This is a genomic window from Sinorhizobium sp. FG01, assembly GCF_002531875.1.
In the GTDB taxonomy this organism is placed as follows: Bacteria; Pseudomonadota; Alphaproteobacteria; order Rhizobiales; family Rhizobiaceae; genus Sinorhizobium; species Sinorhizobium fredii_C.
Map to the genome: position 1 here is coordinate 95,583 of NZ_NWTB01000007.1, position 20,142 is coordinate 115,724.

12 protein-coding genes are annotated in these 20,142 nt (G+C 64.4%); 5 read left to right on the forward strand and 7 right to left on the reverse strand.

All coding sequences use genetic code 11. From position 1 onward, the window contains the following. Positions 1–108: 108 nt before the first annotated feature. Positions 109–4,896, reverse strand: coding sequence for an NAD-glutamate dehydrogenase (locus CO656_RS12865; RefSeq protein WP_097526036.1), 4,788 nt, complete (start codon positions 4,894–4,896; stop codon positions 109–111). Positions 4,897–5,179: 283 nt separating this feature from the next. Between CO656_RS12865 and pdxY the strand changes: the two genes are divergently transcribed. Next, on the forward strand, positions 5,180–6,061 hold the full coding sequence (pdxY, locus tag CO656_RS12870; protein ID WP_097526037.1) for a pyridoxal kinase PdxY: 882 nt from the start codon (positions 5,180–5,182) through the stop codon (positions 6,059–6,061). Between the two features lie 54 nt (positions 6,062–6,115). Then, complete coding sequence (locus CO656_RS12875; protein ID WP_097526039.1) at positions 6,116–6,757, forward strand: carbonic anhydrase; 642 nt, start codon at positions 6,116–6,118, stop codon at positions 6,755–6,757. Positions 6,758–7,004: 247 nt separating this feature from the next. Here the strand turns inward: CO656_RS12875 and CO656_RS12880 are convergent, their stop codons facing one another. Together CO656_RS12880 and CO656_RS12885 are read right to left on the reverse strand one after the other, a co-directional pair. Beyond that, the gene (locus CO656_RS12880) at positions 7,005–7,826 is read right to left on the reverse strand and encodes a lytic transglycosylase domain-containing protein (RefSeq protein WP_037418366.1); all 822 of its coding nucleotides are present in this window, start codon (positions 7,824–7,826) and stop codon (positions 7,005–7,007) included. 179 nt (positions 7,827–8,005) lie between these two features. Then, positions 8,006–9,040, reverse strand: a complete 1,035-nt coding sequence (locus CO656_RS12885) for an aspartate-semialdehyde dehydrogenase (RefSeq protein ID WP_037418364.1) — start codon at positions 9,038–9,040, stop codon at positions 8,006–8,008. Positions 9,041–9,608: 568 nt separating this feature from the next. On the opposite strand from CO656_RS12885, the gene CO656_RS12890 reads away from it, so the two are divergent. Continuing rightward, positions 9,609–11,501 carry an MFS transporter gene (locus tag CO656_RS12890; protein WP_037390440.1) on the forward strand — a complete coding sequence of 631 codons (1,893 nt, stop codon included), beginning with the start codon at positions 9,609–9,611 and terminating at the stop codon, positions 11,499–11,501. A gap of 75 nt (positions 11,502–11,576) precedes the next feature. Here CO656_RS12890 and CO656_RS12895 read toward each other — a convergent pair whose 3' ends face one another. After that, positions 11,577–12,269 carry a phosphatase PAP2 family protein gene (locus tag CO656_RS12895; protein ID WP_097526041.1) on the reverse strand — a complete coding sequence of 231 codons (693 nt, stop codon included), beginning with the start codon at positions 12,267–12,269 and terminating at the stop codon, positions 11,577–11,579. 127 nt (positions 12,270–12,396) lie between these two features. Next, entirely contained in the window at positions 12,397–13,509 is a 1,113-nt protein-coding gene (leuB, locus tag CO656_RS12900; protein ID WP_097526042.1) for a 3-isopropylmalate dehydrogenase, read from the reverse strand. A gap of 366 nt (positions 13,510–13,875) precedes the next feature. On the opposite strand from leuB, the gene CO656_RS12905 reads away from it, so the two are divergent. Both CO656_RS12905 and CO656_RS12910 read left to right on the forward strand, forming a co-directional pair. Next, entirely contained in the window at positions 13,876–14,517 is a 642-nt protein-coding gene (locus CO656_RS12905) for a LysE family translocator (RefSeq protein WP_097526043.1), read from the forward strand. A gap of 82 nt (positions 14,518–14,599) precedes the next feature. Continuing rightward, on the forward strand, positions 14,600–16,663 hold the full coding sequence (locus tag CO656_RS12910; RefSeq protein WP_097526045.1) for a M3 family metallopeptidase: 2,064 nt from the start codon (positions 14,600–14,602) through the stop codon (positions 16,661–16,663). Positions 16,664–16,874: 211 nt separating this feature from the next. On the opposite strand, the gene CO656_RS12915 is transcribed toward CO656_RS12910, so the two are convergent. Together CO656_RS12915 and CO656_RS12925 are read right to left on the reverse strand one after the other, a co-directional pair. After that, the gene (locus tag CO656_RS12915) at positions 16,875–18,146 is read right to left on the reverse strand and encodes a glycerate kinase (protein ID WP_095678024.1); all 1,272 of its coding nucleotides are present in this window, start codon (positions 18,144–18,146) and stop codon (positions 16,875–16,877) included. Positions 18,147–18,470: 324 nt separating this feature from the next. Continuing rightward, positions 18,471–20,126, reverse strand: coding sequence for a GMC family oxidoreductase N-terminal domain-containing protein (locus tag CO656_RS12925; RefSeq protein WP_097526049.1), 1,656 nt, complete (start codon positions 20,124–20,126; stop codon positions 18,471–18,473). Positions 20,127–20,142: the final 16 nt, after the last annotated feature.

Below are 20,142 nucleotides of genomic sequence, written 5' to 3' on the forward strand. Positions count from 1 at the left end.
GAACCGACCCCCTGCGCCCTTCAGCGGAGCGCAGGGTCAAAGCGTTGAAAACACGCTCGAACCGGGAACGGAATCAATCCTCCTGGCCGGCGGCCCCGACGGACTGTGTCATTTCGCCCTGCCGCGTGCAAGATCGCTGAGGAGACCTGCGGCGACCGTGATCTTGGCCAGCGTCGTCTCGCCCTTTTCGGTCAGCAGCTTCAACTGGTCGCCGGCGCGCGACACGCGCTCACGATCCTGTTCCTGCCAGGCGAGAACCGGATTGCGTTCCTTCTTCTGTTCAACGAGGGCGGCGACGGTGATGTCGCGCCGTGCGGTGGCGATGTCGGCAACGGCCCGTGTCAGCGCCATCGCCTCGAACTGTTCGGTGGCCGGTACCCGGTCGGCCGCCGCCAGCAACCGGTTGACCCGGAACGTCTCGGTCACGGCGAAGTAGCCCTGAGCCGTGCGGTTGAGCGGCTCGCCGGTCACCGTGGCGATCTGCATGATCTCGGGGACCAGGGTCATCAGCGACAGTTCGGTGATCTCTTCGGCAAGCTTGGCCGGCACGCCGCTTTCGATGAAGCCCGCCGCCTTCAGGCGCGCCTCCTCGGCGCTTCCGCTCGAAATCGCCGCACGCATCGTGCCGCGCAGCTTCTGCAGCCCCTCGCGCAGCCGCTGAACGGCGTCGGCAACGGGGCCTTCGGACGCTCGGGTGCGCAAAGCCCGCTCGGCGACCAGCGCGAAGATGCGGCCGACCTCCTGGTAGAGCCGGTTCTGCACCTGGCCGCTGACCCTGTTGTCGAGCGCATCGATCTCGCTATAGATCCGCGGCAGGTCGAAGCCGTCGAGCGCCAGCACTGCGGCCTTGACGACATCGGCGGAAAGGAAGCCGGTCGCATCCGTGAGCGTCGAGACGAAAGCGGGGCCGCCGCGATTGATCGTCTCGTTGGCGAGCACCGTCGCTATGATCTCGCGGCGCAGCCGGTGACCGTGGATGTCCCCGGCATAGGGCTTGCGCATCTTCGCCGGGAAGTAGCGCTCGAGGGTCGCGGTGAAATAGGGGTCGTCCGGCAGCTCGCTCTGGATCAGCTCTTCGAACAGCACCAGCTTCGCATAGGAGAGCAGCACGCCGATTTCCGGGCGGGTCAGCGGCTTGCCCGCCTGGTAGCGTTCGGCCATCGCCAGTTCCGTCGGCAGGGTTTCCACCTTGCGGTTGAGGTGCCCGTCGGTCTCGAGCCGCGCCATCAGCCGCGCCAGCGGCGTGCGGTTGCCGAGGCCCTGCAATTCGGTGAGCGAGATCGCCAACGACTGCTGATAGTTGTTGCGCAGCACGAGATGCCCGACCTCTTCGGTCATCGCGGCGAGCAGCGTGTTGCGCTTCGGCCGGGTCAGCCGGCCGTCGCGCATCGCCGAGGCGAGTGCGATCTTGATATTGACCTCAACGTCGGAGGAATTGACGCCGGCCGAATTGTCGATCGCATCGGAATTGCAGCGCCCGCCGGCAAGCGAGAAGCCGATGCGTCCCCTCTGGGTAACGCCGAGATTGGCGCCTTCGCCGATGACCCGCGCACGCACCTCTTCCGCCGTGACGCGGATCGGATCGTTGGCGCGGTCGCCGACCTCGGCGTCCGTTTCGTTGCTGCCGCGCACATAGGTGCCGATGCCGCCGAACCACAACAGGTCGACCTGGCTCTTCAGGATGGCGTTCATGATCTCGAACGGCGTCGCCTTCTGCTTGTCTATGCCAATCGCCGCCATTGCCTCCGGCGTCAGAGTCACCAGCTTCTCGGCGCGCGAGATGATCATTGCTCCCGGCGAGAGCGTCTTGCGGTCATAGTCCTGCCAGCTCGAACGCGGCAGCGCGAACATGCGCTTGCGCTCGGCAAAGGAGAGATCGGTATCCGGATTCGGGTCGATGAAGATGTCGCGGTGGTCGAAGGCGGCAATCAGCCGGATCTTCTCCGAAAGCAACATGCCGTTGCCGAAGACGTCTCCCGACATGTCGCCGACGCCGGCGACCGTGAAGGGCGTCGTCTGGATGTCGATGTCCATCTCGCGGAAATGCCGCTTGACGGCTTCCCAGGCGCCGCGCGCCGTGATGCCCATCTTCTTGTGGTCGTAACCGGCCGAGCCGCCCGAAGCGAAGGCGTCGTCGAGCCAGAAGCCGGCCTCCTGCGCCAGCCCGTTCGCCGTGTCCGAGAAGGTCGCGGTACCCTTGTCGGCCGCGACGACGAAATAGGGGTCGTCGCCGTCTAGCCGAAGCGTGTCCTTCGGCGGCACGACCTCTTGGCCGACGATGTTGTCGGTCACCGAGAGCAGCGTGCGAATATAGGTCTTGTAGGCTTCGGTTCCGGCCTTGAAGACCTCGTCGCGGCTGCCGCCAATGGGGAGCTGCTTCGGATAGAAGCCGCCCTTGGCGCCGACCGGAACGATGACGGCGTTCTTGACCTGCTGCGCCTTGACGAGGCCGAGCACCTCGGTCCGATAGTCCTGAGCCCGGTCGGACCAGCGCAGCCCGCCACGCGCCACCTTGCCGAAGCGCAGGTGCACGCCTTCGACTTCGGTGCCGTAGACGAAGATTTCGCGGAAGGGTCGCGGTTCCGGCAGGCCTTCGAGCTGTTTCGGATCAAGCTTGAAGGCGAGCACGGCGCGCGGCCTGCCCTCGGCATCCTGCTGGAAATAATTGGTCCGGAGCGTCGACTGGATGACGTTGACGTAGCGGCGCAGGATCCGGTCCTCGTCGAGGCTCGGCACGGCAGCGAGCGCTTCCTCGATCGTCGCAAGCAGCACGCTCTCTTTCTTCGAGCGCGCCTTGGCGTCCACCGTCGGATCGAGCCGCGTCGAGAACAGCCGGAAGATATCGGCGGCGATCGCCGGATATTTGTTCAGCGTATCGGCGATGTAGCCTTGCGAATAGGTAATTCCCGCCTGGCGCAAATAGCGCGAATAGGCGCGCAGCACCGTCACTTCACGGGCGGTGAGCCCGGCGAGCAGCACCAGCCGGTTGAAGTTGTCATCCTCGATCGTGCCGTTCCAGGCCGCAAGGAAGGCTTCCTCCAGGGCGGCGCCGGTCTTGGCTAGATTGACCGAGTGGCCGTCGCGGTGAATGAGCTCCATGTCGTGCAGCACGACCTCGCGCGGCTCCTGCCCGGGGGCGCGCACGCCGATATCGTGGGTCTGCTCGCTGATGACGCGGAAGCCGAGATTTTCGAGGAGCGGCACGCGGCGGGACAGTGAGACCGGCGTCTCGGCGTGGAAGATCTTTAGTTCCAGCGCGTCGGGGCTCTCCCGGTCCCGGTGATAGAAGGAGATGCGGATCGGATCGTCCGCCTTGCAGGCGGCTATCCCGGTGAGATCCGCATAGGCCTCGGCCGGCGTAAAGGCGGCCTGATAGGCTTCGCCGACCACGAGCTCGACACCGTCCTTGCGGGCGAACAGGTTGAAGCGGTCGGTCCAGCGGGTGACGATGGCGCGGACGGCTTCCTCGAGCTTCGCCTGCGGGACGCGCGGCGTCCTGCCGCCCGAGCGCCCGATGATGAAATGGACGCGCGCCAGGCCTCCTTCCGGGAAGGCGGGGTAATAGGCGGAGACGCGGCCGTCATAGGCGGTCTTCAGGTAGTCGCCGATCTTTTCGCGGACAGCCGAATCATATTGCTCGCGCGGCACGAAGACGATGACCGAGACGAAGCGGTCGAAGTGGTCGATGCGCGGCAGCACGCGCACCCGCGGCCGGTCGCCAAGCTCGTTGATCTGCTCCGAGAAGGCGGCGAGCAGGCCGATGTCGATCTGGAAGAGATCGTCGCGCGGATAGGCTTCGAGCGTATTGGCCAGCATCTTGCCGGAGTGACTCTGCGGATCGTAGCCGAAGTGATCGATGATCTTCTCGATCTTGTGCCGCAACAGCGGAATTTCCGCCGCCTGCCTCGTATAGGCGGTCGAGGTGAAGAGGCCGACGATGCGCAGCTCGCCAACGACGTTGCCATCGGCGTCGAAGCGCTTGACGCCTATATAATCCATATAGGCCCGGCGGTGGACGACCGACTTCACATTGGCCTTGGTAACGATCAGGAAGTCGGGACCTTCGAGGAAGGCCAGGATCTCCGGCGTCGTCAGAACCGCATCCTTGCCCTGCCTGAGAACGCGGACCTCGGGATTGGAGAGGATGCCGAGGCCGCGCCCCTTGCCGCGCTCGACGCTCGCTTTCTCGCCCTTTCCGGAATAGGTGTATTCGCGCATTCCGAGGAAGGTGAAATTATTGTCCCTTAGCCAGCGAAGGAAGGCGAGGGCCTCGTCGCGGTCGCTCTTCTTGCGGGAGGCGCTGTAATCTTCCAGTTCCCGCATGGCCTGATCGAGGAGAGCGGTCATCGCCGGCCAGTCGTGTACCGCCTGATGAACCTGCTCCAGCACGTCGCTGATGCGCTTGCTCAGCGACCGCTCCTCGAGCGGCGTCAGTTTGCTCAGATGGATCTGGATGTGGCTGACGCGGTGGGCGGGGTCGCTTCCCTCGTCCGGGTCGAACAATTTGGCGGGCTGGCCCGGCTCCCTAACCAGAATGGGGTGGATCGCCAGGTGGATGTCGCGATGGGTGCTCGTCACCTCGCCCATGACGGAGTCGTAGAGGAAAGGCATGTTGCGTTCGGTGACGGCGATGATCGAAACTTCCGTTCCACCCGGCGCCACGCCCGGCACCGTCTCGACCGACACCTGCGGTCTGCCGCCGTCCCAGCGGGCCAGTTCCTTGCGCGCATGGGCGGCGGTCAGCGCCAGCATGTCCGGCGAATAGAGATCAAGGTCGTCGTTGCTCGCGCCGCTGAAGAGGATTTCCGGCGGCAGAGTTTCGGCACCGATCTTGGTCACTGCCGCACGGGCCGCATCGATGTGACGGTCCCGTTTCGGATTATGCTTCACGCCCATGAACTCGCTCCCCCAAAAATGATAGTTGACCCTATCAGAACCATGGTCAATGGCGATGGTTTTTTAAACGAATTTGGGCGAAATCGAGCCGGTTTTTGAAGAAATTCACGCCGAATCGACCTAAATCCATTTAAATCCGGGGTGATTTCGCAAAAATTTCCAGAAAAACGATGAAAACGAACAAAACCCCGCAAGGCTTCAAAATCGTCCCGAGCGACTGCCTGTTGACAAGGCGGCGACAGTCGGGCGATCACGCTTCGAATCGAAGGATGGTCTTGCCCCGATGTCCGAAATGCACGCCGCGCCAGGCGCCGTCATCGTCATCTCCAGCCACGTGGTTCGCGGCACCGTCGGCAATCGCGCCGCCGTGTTCGCACTGGAGACGCTCGGGCATCGTGTGTGGGCGCTGCCGACCATCATTCTTCCCTGGCATCCCGGTCATGGCCGTTCGACGCGGGTGGTGATGCCGGACGCGGATTTTCGGTCCGTCATCGACGATCTCGCCAGCGCCCGCTGGGCGGGCGAGGTGCGCGCCGTCCTCTCCGGCTACCTGGGTTCGCCTGCTCAGGCCGAGGGCGTCGCCCGGCTGGTGACGGTGCTCAGGGGCCGCAATCCAGACCTTTTCTACGCCTGCGACCCGGTGATCGGCGATGTGAACGGCCTTTACGTGCCGGTCGAGATTGCCGCCGCCATCCGCGACCGGCTGCTGCCGCTGGCGACGCTCGCGACGCCGAACCGATTCGAGCTTGCCTGGCTTGCGGGCGCAGCACTCGAGACCAATGCGACGATTCTCGACGCAGCACTTGGTCTTGGGCCGCCGCAGGTGCTGGTGACTTCGGCGATCCCCATGATGAGCGGCGGCACCGGCAATCTCTATCTCTCCGGCCGCCATGCGCTGCTTGCTGAGCATCGGCTGATCGACGACCCGCCGAACGGCACCGGAGACCTGCTTTCGGCCGTTTTCCTGGCCCGACTTCTTCAGGGGCTTTCCGAGGAGCGGGCGCTGCAGATGGCCACCGCCAGCGTGTTCGAGATCATCGCGCGCAGCCGCAAGCGCGGCGCCGACGAATTGACGCTCGAGCAGGATGCTTCGAGCCTGGCGACGCCGATGGCGATGGTGCAGATGCGCCGGCTGTTGCATCCGAGCCAGGTGCGGCCGAAATAAAGAAACTGCTCATAATGGATTGATCTGACGATCGCAGCGAGGTAACCGACGGATATGCAGCGTTTCCCGGAACATCTTCTGAACGGCTATCGCAACTTCATGAGCGGCCGGTTCAGCGAACATCAGCAACGCTACAAGACACTAGCAGAAACGGGGCAGAAGCCGCGGACGATGCTCATCGCCTGCTGCGATTCGCGTGCGGCCCCCGAAACGATCTTCGACTGCGGCCCGGGCGAGCTCTTCGTCATCCGCAACGTTGCCAATCTGATGCCGCCCTATGAGCCGGACGGGCACTATCACTCAACCTCGGCGGCCCTGGAATTCGCGGTCCAGTCGCTGCGTGTCAGCGATATCGTCGTCATGGGTCACGGCCGCTGCGGCGGCATCAAGGCGGCCCTCGATCCGGATGCGGAACCGCTCTCGCCCGGCGATTTCATCGGCCGCTGGATGAATCTCTTGAAGCCCGCCGCGGAGCAGATCCAGAGCAACGAGGTGATGACGCCGGCCGAACGCCAGCGCGCGCTCGAGCGCGTATCGATCCGCAATTCGATCGCCAATCTCCGGACTTTTCCTTGCGTGCAGGTCCTCGAGGCGAAGGGAAAACTGCAGCTTCACGGCGCCTGGTTCGACATTTCGACCGGCGAGCTCTGGGTGATGGACGCGAAGACCGGCGATTTCACCCGCCCGGGAACGTGACGCGACACTGACAGACATATGGGTTCGCCCATCATCCGGTCTGCCGCCAGTCCCTTCCCGCAGGCGGGGAGAAGGGACTGGCGGAACGGCCGATGCCTGTTCAGAAATCTGCTTGAGCGATCCGCAGAACAGCACCGCGATCCTTCAGGAAAGGGGCGCAGAGGTTGCAGCAAAGTCCCTTCTCCCCGCAAGCGGGGAGAAGGTGCCGGCAGGCGGATGAGGGCAATTCAAGCGTGGCTGTTTCTGATCAGTCGCCGTCGATCTCGGCGCCGATGATGGCGATCGCCTGCTGGTAGACGCTTGCGGCGTTCCAGCCCTGGATCGCCGCGTAGTTCACCTGGCCCGGCTGGTAGCCGCCACCCGGCTGCCAGCCGTGGCCGCGCAGGAAGTTTGCGGTCGAGGCCAGCGCGTCGGCTTTCGAGCGCACCATGTCGATATGGCCGTTGCCGTCGCCATCCACGCCGAATTTCAAGACGTTCAGCGGCAGGAACTGCGTCTGACCGATTTCGCCATGGGCAGCGCCGCGGGCGGTGGGGCTCAGATCGCCCCGTTCGACGAGCTGAAGCGCGGCATAGAGCTGGTCGGTGAAATAGGCGGAGCGGCGGCAATCATAGGCGAGCGTCGAGACGGCGGAGAGCGTGTGCTCCTTGCCCATGAAGGAGCCGAAGCCGGTCTCCATGCCCCAGATGGCGATCAGCGGGCCGGCCGGCACGCCGTAGCGCTGCTGGATGCTTTCGAAAAGCGCGGCGTTCTGGGCGCGCATTTTCCGGCCGCGCGAGATGATCGCCTGGCCGCCGCGCTTCTGCATGAACTGGTCGAGCGACAGCTTGAAGCTTTTCTGGCCGCGGTCGGCACGGATCGTCGCCCGGCTGTAGGAAACATTGGCGAGAGCCTGATCGAGCACCGATGGCCTGATGCCGTTGCCGGCCGCCTCGCGCTTGAACTCGGCGACCCAGGCGGAAAAGCCCCCGGCGCCGTTGCCGCATTGCGCCGCAGAAGCGGCCGCGGGAAGAAATGCCGTTGAGATGAGGGCTGCAAGCCCCGTTACTGCGCACCTTGCCATGTGCATGGTATACCCCGTCAAAGCCCGAATGGTTGACTTGAAAGCCCGCCCCGCCCGGGCTCTCTCGTTTGCTCTCGTCCCCCGGCGATGTTTCACGTGAATCCACCGCCCCGAAGTCAATGCGAAACCCCGCAAGGTCGCTGTCGCCGAGCGGGGTTTCGGGTTAATAAGCGATCGCCGGCTCTTCAGGCCGCCTGCTTGCGCGGCTTGATCAGGCCGCGATTGACAAGCAGTTCGGCAATCTGAACCGCATTCAGCGCCGCACCCTTGCGCAGGTTGTCGGAGACCACCCACATGTTGAGACCGTTTTCGACGGTCGCGTCCTCGCGGATGCGCGAAATATAGGTCGCGTCTTCGCCGGCGCATTCATAGGGCGTTACGTAGCCGCCGTTCTCATGCTTGTCGACGACGAGACAGCCCGGCGCCTCGCGCAGGATCTCGCGCGCCTCGTCGGCGGTGATCTCGTTCTCGAATTCGATGTTGACCGATTCGGAATGGCCAATGAATACCGGCACGCGCACCGCCGTGCAGGTCACCTTGATCTTCGGGTCGAGCATCTTCTTGGTCTCGGCGAGAACCTTCCACTCTTCCTTGGTGTAGCCGTCTTCCATGAAGACGTCGATGTGCGGAATGACGTTGAAGGCGATGCGCTTGGTGAACTTCTTGCTCTCGATCGGATCGGCGACGAAGACGGCGCGCGTCTGGTTGAAGAGCTCGTCCATGCCGTCCTTGCCGGCGCCGGAGACCGACTGGTAGGTGGAGACGACGACGCGCTTGATCTTCGCGTGGTCGTGCAGCGGCTTCAGGGCGACGACGAGCTGCGCCGTCGAGCAATTCGGATTGGCGATGATGTTCTTCTTGGTGAATCCGGCAACCGCGTCGGCGTTCACTTCCGGCACGATCAGCGGCACTTCGGCGTCGTAGCGCCAGGCCGACGAATTGTCGATGACGACGCAGCCCTGCTGGCCGATCTTCGGCGAGTACTTGAGCGATACCGCGCCGCCGGCCGACATCAGGCAAATATCCGTGTCGGAGAAGTCATAGGTTTCGAGGTTGGAGACCTTCAGCGTCTTGTCACCGTAGGACACTTCAGTTCCGATGGAGCGCGAGGAGGCGAGCGCCACAACCTCGTCCGCAGGAAATCCCCGTTCGGAGAGGATGTTCAGCATCTCCCGGCCCACATTGCCGGTGGCGCCTGCGACTGCAATCTTGAAACCCATGTTCTAAGCTCTCTTTCTGTCTCTCCTCATCTGGTGGAGGCGGAGCCGCGCGGATCGTCCGCGAGGGTCCTGTCCCCGGCCGTGCCGGGGAGAGAGCGGAGGGCCAGAGACGTCAGACGGTTTTCGTCGTCGTTTTGGCCGTTGTTTTGCTTGCGAGCGAGAAAGCGCACGCCTGCCCGGCATGGGCCGGCACGTGCAGCGCAGCGATGGACGAATTGTTCGGTCGCATCTCGTTTCCTCGTTCGCCGCTGCTCTTACCGGCTTTTCCACAAGAGTCAAGCCGCCGGAGCCTCTGCGCCCTCGAATTGCTCGGCCGGCCAACCGATCCCGACCGTCATGGTCCCTCTCCCCGTCGTCACGCCGCGTGCGGGCGAGGGTTAGGGTGAGGGGCAAATCCGCGCCCGATCGCCACATTAGACGAAAGTCATAGGACGAAAGCATCCCTGCCTGGGGAAGGGCTTTTCTGACATCCTCTCGACTCAGGCGCACCGCGTTCCGGACCTCGGGGAGGAGCCGGATCGATCGAACGGGCGCTCAAGGAATGCCTTTTGAAGTGGAGGATCATCAAATGGCAAATGTCGCAACAGCGGACGGCGTCAAGAAAGCCGGCCCTATGACCGCCGAGGAGAAGAAGGTCATCTTCGCCTCGTCGCTCGGTACCGTCTTCGAATGGTATGATTTCTATCTTTATGGATCGCTCGCCGTCTATATCGGCGCGACCTTCTTCAGCCAGTATCCGGAGACGACCCGCAACATCTTCGCGCTGCTTGCCTTTGCCGCAGGCTTCCTGGTGCGCCCCTTCGGCGCGCTCGTCTTCGGCCGGATCGGGGACCTTGTCGGCCGCAAGTATACGTTCCTCGTCACGATCCTGATCATGGGTCTGTCGACCTTCCTGGTCGGCGTTCTGCCCGGTGCCGCTTCGATCGGTATAGCCGCGCCGATCATCCTGATCGTCCTGCGCCTGCTGCAGGGTCTGGCGCTCGGTGGTGAGTATGGCGGCGCCGCAACCTATGTCGCCGAACATGCGCCGCATGGCCGTCGCGGCTATTTCACCTCGTGGATTCAGACGACGGCGACGCTCGGCCTGTTCCTGTCGCTGGTGGTGATCCTGTTCGTGCAGTTCATACTCGGCAAGGAGGCCTTCGCCGCGTGGGGCTGGCGCATACCCTTCCTGCTGTCCTGCGTGCTTCTTGGCGTCTCCGTCTGGATTCGGCTGAAGATGAACGAATCGCCGGCCTTCAAGAAGATGAAGGAAGAGGGCAAGGGTTCGAAGGCGCCGCTGACGGAGGCCTTCGGCCAGTGGCGGAATGCCAAGGTCGCGCTGCTGGCGCTCTTCGGTGCCGTCGTCGGTCAGGCCGTCGTCTGGTATTCCGGCCAGTTCTACGCCTTGTTTTTCCTGCAGAGCATCCTGAAGATCGACGGCCAGTCGGCGAACCTGATGGTTGCCGCCTCGCTCGTGCTCGGCACCGGCTTCTTCGTCTTCTTCGGCTGGCTTTCCGACAAGATCGGCCGCAAGCCGATCATCATGGCCGGCCTGCTGCTCGCCATGCTGACCTACTTCCCGCTGTTCAAAACCTTGACCTGGGCCGGAAACCCGGCTTTGGCCGAGGCACAGCAGAGTGTTCGCGCTACCGTCGCCGCCGCACCCGGGGACTGCAAATTCCAGTTCAACCCGACCGGCACGGCGAAGTTCACGACTTCGTGCGACATCGCAACGGCCTTCCTGACGAAGAACTCGGTGCCTTACGACGTGGTGACCACGGCGGCCGCGGGGACGCCGGCGACCGTGAAGGTCGGCGAGACGACGATCACCAGCTATGACGCGGTCGCCGCCGGCGACAAGGCGAAAGCCGAGGATGCTGCGTTCAGCAAGCAGGTCAACATGGCGCTGCAAGCCTCCGGCTACCCGCTGGTGCGTGGTGCCGCAAAGGTGCCAGAATCGAAGCTCGACGCTTTCGTCGCGGCCAATCCGGAGCTCGCCCTGGACGCGGCTGCGATCCGCGCCGGCGACAAGACCATGGTTCCGGCCGACAAGCTGACTGCCGACAAACTGCTGACCAAGGAAGAAGTCGGCAGCGCGACCGAAATGGCGGTCTATTCGATCGACAAAGGAGGCGCATTCACGATGGTGGCCGATCCGGCTCGCGTCAACTGGACGGTGATCATTGCCGTGCTGACCGTCCTCGTCATCTATGTGACGATGGTCTACGGACCGATCGCCGCTCTGCTCGTCGAACTCTTCCCGACCCGCATCCGCTACACCGGCATGTCGCTGCCCTATCACATCGGCAACGGCTGGTTCGGCGGCCTGCTTCCGGCAACGGCCTTCGCCATGAGCGCGGCAAAGGGCGATATCTACTATGGTCTCTGGTACCCGATCGTCTTCGCCGGCATCACCCTGGTGATCGGCCTGCTGTTCCTGCCGGAAACCAAGGACCGCAATATCGACGCGATGGACTGAGCCGCAAGGGTAGGCGGCTTTTCCTCGATTTCCAACAAGCTCTCCTGACTCCGGCGCGGCCTCCGCGCCGGCTTTTTATTTGAACCGGGAACGCGCGGTCTTCGGTGCCGGCCAGCCGCCGGCGTCGAGCCGGAAGAGCCAGTCCCGGCGGGCGAAGAGAAAGGCGACCATCATTGCGGTCCAGAGGCCGAGCAGCAGGCCGGCCGCCACATCGCTCGGATAGTGGGCGCCGACGACGACGCGCGACACGCCGATCAGCAGCGCCAAGATCAGAAAGAGCGGCCGCAGCCTCGGCGTCAGCATGGCGAAGGCACCGAAGAAGGCGCCGGCGGCCGTCGAGTGGCCCGATGGAAAACTCTCGAAAGCGCCGCTGCCGGTAAAGGGCGTCAGGCTGTAGGCCCCGTATTCGGCGAAGAGCTCCGGGCGGGCGCGGCCGATCAGCAGCTTCAACCCGTGCACCAGCACGCTTGCCGTGCCGATCGTCAGCAGGAAGTAGGCCCCGAGGCGGCGTGCCGTGCGGGCCCGCTGCCGGACGGTGTTGCGTCGCGACGATCGCCTGACGATGAAGGCGATCAGGAGCAGGGTCGCGGAGGTATAGATCATCCAGGCGAAGGTGCCGAAATCGGTGATTGCCCGGTTGAAGCCGATGATTTCTTGCGGCAGGCCCTGCGCCCATTGCGACAGGTGCGGATCGAAGGGAACGAGGGCCACGACGAGAATGATCGTCGTCAGCAGGATCCAGCCGGAGGAGGCAAGCGGTTGGTTCATGTCGTGTTTCCCGGATCGGTTCCCTGCATGTGAAGTCGAGCGCGGAAAAATCAAGGGATTCAAATCAAAACACCTCCGGACCGTGTCCGGAGGTGTTTTCGTATAGGTAGGCGAGCGTAACGGCCGATCAGGCCGAGAGCGCCTTGAACTCGGCGAGAATGGCGTCGCCCATTTCGACGGTGCCGACCTTCCGGCAGCCATCCGCCATGATGTCGCCGGTGCGGATGCCCTTGTCGAGCACGTTGGCGATTGCCTTTTCGAGATTATCGGCTTCCTTCACGAGGTTGAAGGAGTAGCGCAGGCACATGGCGAAGGAGGCGATCATCGCGATCGGGTTGGCGATGCCCTGGCCGGCAATGTCCGGCGCCGAGCCATGCACCGGCTCGTAGAGCGCCTTGCGCTTGCCGGTCTTGGCGTCCGGTGCCCCGAGCGAGGCCGAAGGCAGCATGCCGAGCGAACCGGTCAGCATCGCAGCGACGTCCGACAGCATGTCGCCGAACAGGTTGTCCGTGACGATCACGTCGAACTGCTTCGGTTGCCGCACCAGCTGCATGCCACCTGCGTCGGCCAGCATGTGCTCGAGCTGAACGTCGAAATACTTTGCCTTGTGCGTCTCGGTAACAACCTGGTTCCAGAGCACGCCCGACTTCATGACGTTGCGCTTTTCCATCGAGCAGACGCGGTTGTTGCGGGTGCGCGCCAGCTCGAAGGCGACGCCGGCGATGCGCTCGATCTCGTAGGTGTCGTAAACCTGGGTGTCGATGCCGCGCTTCTGGCCGTTGCCGAGATCGATGATTTCCTTCGGCTCGCCGAAATAGACGCCGCCGGTCAGCTCACGGACGATCAGGATGTCGAGGCCTTCGACCAGCTCCGGCTTCAGCGAGGACGCGTTGGCAAGCGCCGGATAGCAGATGGCCGGGCGCAGGTTCGCAAAGAGTTCCAGATCCTTGCGCAGGCGGAGAAGTCCGGCTTCCGGGCGCACTTCATAGGGAACCGCGTCCCATTTCGGTCCGCCGACGGCGCCGAAAAGCACCGCGTCGGCGGCAAGGGCCTTGGCCATGTCCTCTTCCGAGATCGCCGCGCCGTGGGCGTCATAGGCGGATCCACCCACGAGCCCCTCCTCCGTGACGAAACCGGCGTCCTGCTCGGAGTTCATGTAAGCGATGATTTTACGGACTTCCGCCATGGCTTCCGGGCCGATGCCGTCGCCGGGCAGAAGGAAGAGATTGCGCACAGTCATGGATAGTCCTTCTCGAGGGGAAAACTCGGGCGGTTCTTAACGCAACTTCGTATCGAGGGAAATCGCGTTGGCGAAAGATTTGTGCGCGTCTACCGGTTCCCTCGGAAACAGACCTCGCCCGCCGGAACGCGGGAAAATGATAATATGGACCGATCACCGGTTCGCCCCAACGACGAGGAAAAACCCATGCGCAGGTTCATTCGGGCTGTCGCAGAGCTGGTTTAGGCCACGATCGATATTCTCACCTTCCGCAAACCTCTGCACCGTCACTGATGCCGCCAGACGTTCGCCGCCGCTGCCGTTTCCGCTTGACGGAATCGGCGCCGGGCGCTCGAATGACCGAATTCCACAACCGGGGTTTCCAAGATGTCCGAGACGCTTCTAGTCGGTGCCTTCCTTGCGGCCCTTTCCTACACCCTGGTCCCCGGCCCCGCCTTCCTGGCGCTGCTTGGCATCGGCGCCGGCCAGGGCCGCAAGGCCGGCGCGCTGTTCATGGGCGGCCACCTCGCCGGCGATATCCTCTGGTCGACGCTGGCGCTCATCGCCATCGTCGGTGCCCGCTCGATCGGTACGGCGCTCTTTGACATTCTCGGGCTCATCTGCGGCGCCTATCTCGCCTGGATTGGCTGGACGGCGCTGAAGGCCCGGCCGAAGGGCGACAATCGCGCCCTGATGACGGTCGAGCGGCCGCTCCGACGCGGGCTGATCTTCGGGCTCACCAATCCCAAGGGTTATCCGGTGGCGCTCGCGACCTTCACGGCGCTCCTCGCCGGCTCCGCCAACGCCTTGGAATTCGACGCCCTGCCGATGCTGCTCGCCGTGTCGCTGATCGGTTTCCTGCTCGCCGATGTGATTCTGGTCGCCATTATCGGCGCCTCGGTCGTCCGGCGCTTCTACCGGCGCCACGAGCTCACCATCGTCCGGCTATCCGGGCTGCTCTTCATCGGCTTCGCCGTGCAGGCGATCTGGCACGCGGCGCCCGGTCTTTTCGGCATGCGCAGGGCTTGAACAGCCCGCGTCCGCCAACCACTTCACATCTGCCGGTGCGTCAAGCCCACGCCCGGTGCGATCCGCATGCGAAAGGAATCTCATGACCGCCGACGCTTCGCTCAATCCCGCCCTCACACACTGGACAGGCCATGAGGGCCTGCCGCGCTTCGCGGCGATAAACGACGAGGACTTCGCGCCCGCCTTCGATGCGGCCTTCGCGAGCCACGAGGCGGAGATCGAGGCGATCGCCAACAATCCCGAGCCGCCGAGCTTCGACAATACTGTCGTCGCTCTGGAGATCGCCGGCGACGAGCTGTCGCGCGTTTCGGCACTGTTCTGGACCAAGGCCGGTGCCCACACCAACGAGGTGATCCAGGCGCTGGAGCGCGACATTGCACCGAAGATGTCGCGCCACTATTCGAAGATCGGCACGAATCCGGTGCTCTTCAGCCGCATCGACACGCTGTGGGAGAAGCGGCAGGAACTCGGACTCGATCTCGAGGCGACGCGTGTTCTCGAACGGCACTGGAAGGGTTTCGTCAAGTCCGGCGCCAAGCTCGACAAGGCGGAGCAGGAGCGACTCGCGACAATCAACGAAACGCTTGCCGGCCTCGGCGCGAAATTCGGCCAGAACGTGCTGGCCGATGAGAAGAACTGGTCGCTCATGCTCACGAGCGATGAGGAACTGGCCGGGCTGCCGGATTTCCTCAAGGACGCGATGGCCGAAGCGGCACGCGACCGGGGCGAGGACGGCAAGTATGCGGTGACGCTGTCGCGCTCTATCGTCGAGCCGTTCCTGACCTTCTCGGAAAACCGCGAGCTTCGCGAGCAGGCTTTCCGGGCCTGGACGGCGCGCGGCGAAAATGGCGGCGAGACCGACAATCGCGGCATCATCGCCGAGACGCTTTCGCTACGGGCGGAAAAGGCGAAGCTGCTCGGCTATCCGAACTACGCCGCACTCAAGCTCGACGACACCATGGCGAAGACGCCGGAAGCGGTGAACGGCCTGTTGCTGCGGGTCTGGGAAAAGGCGGTGGCCCGCGCCCGGGAGGAAGAGGCGGATCTTGCCAGGCTGATCGCTGCTGAAGGCCGCAATCACGACGTGATGCCCTGGGACTGGCGCCACTATGCCGAAAAGCTGAGAGCGGAAAAGTTCAGCTTCTCGGAAAGCGAGCTGAAGCCCTATCTGCAGCTTGAAAGGATTATCGGCGCCTGCTTCGACGTCGCCCATCGTCTCTTCGGCATTACGGTGACGGAAAAGAGCGGCATCGCCGCCTACCATCCGGACGTCCGCGTCTTCGAGATCCGCGACGCTTCGGGCAAGCTCGCGGCGCTCTTCCTCGGCGACTACTTCGCCCGCTCCTCCAAGCGCTCCGGCGCCTGGATGAGCTCCTTCCAGTCGCAGCACAAGCTGAAATTGAAGAACGGTGCGGTCGGCGAAATCCCGATCGTCTACAATGTCTGCAACTTCGCCAAGCCCGCCGACGGCAAGCCGGCACTGCTTTCCATCGACGACGCCCGCACCCTCTTCCACGAGTTCGGCCACGCGCTGCACGGCATGCTGTCGAACGTCACCTACCCCTCGGTGTCTGGCACCGGCGTTTCGCGCGACTTCGTCGAACTGCCGTCACAGCTTTACGAGCATTGGCTGACGGTGCCGGAGATTCTTAGGAAATACGCCGTGCACTACCGCACCGGCGAACCGATGCCGAACGCCCTCCTCGACAAGGTGCTGGCGGCGCGGACCTTCAATTCCGGCTTTGCCACCGTCGAGTTCACCGCGTCGGCGCTCGTCGACATGGCCTATCATACGGCGGAAAACATCGGCGATCCGATGGCGCTCGAGGCGGCGACGCTCGAAAGGATCGATCTGCCGGCATCGATCGTCATGCGGCATCGCAGCCCGCATTTCCTGCATGTCTTCTCCGGAGACGGCTACTCGGCCGGCTACTATTCCTACATGTGGTCGGAGGTGCTCGACGCCGACGCCTTCGCCGCCTTCGAGGAGACCGGCGACCCCTTCGATCCGGCAATGGCGGCCAAGCTCAAGGGCCACATCTATTCCGTCGGCGGGGCGATCGATCCGGAAGACGCCTACAGGGCCTTTCGCGGCAAGCTGCCGAGCCCGGATGCGATGCTGGCGAAGAAGGGGCTTGCGGCATAGGTGTTCCCCGACGCCTTTCGTGCCTCGTGGCTCGCCCCCTCCCCAACCCCTCCCCACAGGTGGGAGGGGCTTTGGCGCCCGCTGCGGCCGATTGCCATTTTCCAACGTAGCATCTGCCGTACCGTAAAGAGGATCGCAGAGGCCGCGGCAACTTAAGCCCACCTGTGGGGAGGGGCTGGGGAGGGGCCATGTTGCGCCGTGGTCATTCACATCAGCGAATCAAGATCGCCCGGAAATCATTGACATTGGTGCCGGTAGGACCCGGCGCGAAGAGGTCGCCGCTGGCGGCGAAGGCCGACCAGGCGTCGTGGCGGGCGAGATGGGCGCGGGGATCGGCGCCTGCCGCCCGCATGCGGCCGACACTCGTCCCGTCGGCAAAGGCGCCGGCATTGTCTTCAGAACCATCGATGCCGTCCGTGTCTGCGGCGAGCGCATCGATCCCCGCGACGCCATCTATGTCGAGCGCCAGCGACAAGAGGAACTCGCTGTTGCGGCCGCCCTTGCCGTAGTCCTTGCCGGAAATCGTCACCGTCGTCTCGCCGCCGGAAAGCAGCACGACGGGTTTGGCGAAAGGTCGGGCGCGCAACGCCACTTCGCGGGCGAGTGCGGCATGCATGCGGCCGATATCGCGCGCCTCGCCCTCGATCGCATCCGACAGGATCATCGCCTCGATGCCGCTCTGCCGCGCCCGCGCCGCCGCAGCTTCCAGCGACACGCTCGCCGAAGCGATCACATGGACCTCGTTGCCGGCAAAGGCAGGATCGTCGGGGCTCGGTGCGCGCGCCGCATCCGAGCGAAGATGGGCGACGACCCGCTCCGGCAGCGCCATGGCGTAGCGCGCGACGATCTCGCGTGCCTCTTCCAGGCTCGACCGGTCCGGCACGGTCGGCCCGGAGGCGACGAAGGCGGGATTGTCACCCGGGACGTCCGATACGACCAGACTGACGACGCGCGCCGGCGAGGCGGCGAGGGCCAGGCGCCCACCCTTGACCCGCGACACGTGCTTGCGCACCACGTTCATCGCCGAGATCGGTGCCCCGGAAGCAAGCAGCGCCCGGTTGACGGCAATCTCGTCCTCGAGCGTCAGCCCATTCGGCGGCGCCGGCAGCAGCGCGGAGCCGCCGCCGGAGACAAGCGCAATCACCAGGTCGTCGGCGGTCAGTCCCTCGACCCGTTCGAGGAGTCCCGCGGAGGCGATGAGCCCCGCCTCGTCCGGCACGGGATGGGCCGATTGCAGCACCTTGATGCGGGCGCAATTTTCGATCGGCCCATGGCGAGCGACCACCACCCCTTCGAACGGGCCGTCCCAGAGCCGCTCAAAGGCGGCGGCCATTTGGCTTGCCGCCTTGCCGGCACCGATCACGATCGTTCGCCCCTTCGGCCGCTTCGGCAGATGGGCGCGAATGGCGGCTTCAGGGTCGGCCGCCACGACGGCAGCCTCGAAGACGGAGGTCAGAAAGGAGCGCGGCTCGATCGATGCCATGAATCAGTCCGGGATCTCGAGGTCAAAGACGAACACACCTTGGACGCCGCCCTCCGCCGTCGCAATGATTTTTGCGCCGATTCTGCGATGATCTGCGCCGTCGCGATCGGTGACGGCTCGGCGATTGCCCCTCTCCTCGGGTTTAACCCGAGGACTAGCCCGCTCCCCGCGCGCGGGGAGAGCGGACAAAGAGGGCGCGGCATACCCCTTCTCCCCGCTTGCGGGGAGAAGGTCGCGGAAGCGTGATGAGGGGCAAACGTCGGCCTTGCTTACCTCGGGGCGAAGGCGGATCAAAACGCAGTGGCGGATCATGCTTGCCTCGCGTCAGCGAATTGCCGCGCGAGCCCGCGGCCGCGTGTCGTTGCGCTCGTGCTCGAACACGGCCTGCGGCAGCGGCGGCAGGCCGCGGATGATGTCGGCCCCCTTCTCGCCCATCATGATCGTCGGCCCGTTGGTGTTGCACGACGGCACCCGCGGCATCACCGAACTGTCGCAGACCCGCAGACCCTCTAGGCCGCGCACCTTCAGCTCCAGATCGACCACAGCCGCCGCATCCGTGCCCATCTTGCAGGTGCCGACCGGATGATGATCGGTCTTGGCATTGGCGCAGCCATAGTCGAAGAGCTGCTCGTCCGTCTTGATATCCTTACCCGGCAAACGTTCGGCGAGCACGAAGGGTTCGAGGGCCGGCTGCTGCATGATCTCGCGGGCGATCTGCAGGCCTTCGAGCGACATCTTGCGGTCATGCGGATCCTCCCAGTAGTTGGGGTCGATCAGCGGCGCGGCCGCCGGATCGGCCGAGGAAAGGCGAACGGTGCCGCGCGAGCGCGGATGCAGATAGGCGGAGTTGAGCGTGACGCCGGCGTTCTTCAGCCGCGCCACGCCCGCCTCGATGCCCGAGCCGAGGCCGAGATGGAATTGGATATCCGGCGAGCGGGCATTCGGATCGGCATACCAGAAGCCGCCGGTCTCGAAGAGCGACGAGGCGACCGGACCCGAGCGGAAAAGCACATATTGAAGGCCCGCCCAGAGCGTGCGGTGCAGCTTGGCGACATTGTCATAGGTGTGGTCGCCGGTGCATTCGGCAATCACGAAGAGGTCGAGGTGGTCCTGCAGATTGCCGCCGACGCCGGGCAAGTCATGCCGAACCTCGACGCCGATCGAGCGCAGGTGGTCGGCCGGGCCGATGCCGGACTGCAAGAGCAGCTTCGGCGAGCCGATGGCGCCGGAGGAGACCAGCACCTCCCGTTCGGCGCGGACCGCCTCGCTGCCCTTGGCGGTCACCACTTCGACGCCGACGGCGCGGCTTCCTTCGAGCACGATGCGGGCGACGCGGGCACCGGTGCGCACCGTCAGGTTCTTGCGATCCTTGATCGGCGAGAGATAGGCGAGCGACGCGGAGGAGCGCCGGCGGTTGCGCTGGGTCAGCTGATAAAAGCCGACGCCCGCCTGCTGCTTGCCGTTGAAATCGTGATTGTAGGGAATACCGAGCTCCTGGCCGGCGCGGATATAGGCGTCGCAGATCGGCAGCGACGAGACCGGCATCGAGACACCGAGCGGCCCGCCATAGGAATGGTAGTCGTCGGCGAAGCGCTGATTGTCCTCGGCGCGCTTGAAATAGGGAAGCACGCTGCGATAGTCCCAGCCGGCGCAGCCGTCCTCGCTCGCCCAGAGATCGTAATCGACGGCATTGCCGCGGGTGTAGAGCTGCGCATTGATCGACGAACCGCCGCCGATCACCTTCGCCTGCGTATAGCGCAGCACCCTGCCCTTCATGTGCTTCTGCGGCACCGTGTGCCAGCCCCAGCTCGCCACGCCCTTGGTCATCTTGGCAAAGCCGGCCGGCATGTGGAACAGCGGATTCCAGTCGCCGCCGCCGGCTTCCAGCAGCAGCACCTTGACCGTCGGATCCTCGCTCAGCCGATTGGCAAGCACGCAGCCGGCCGGGCCGGCACCGGTGATGATGTAGTCGAATGCCATTCTCCGTTCCTCCGCC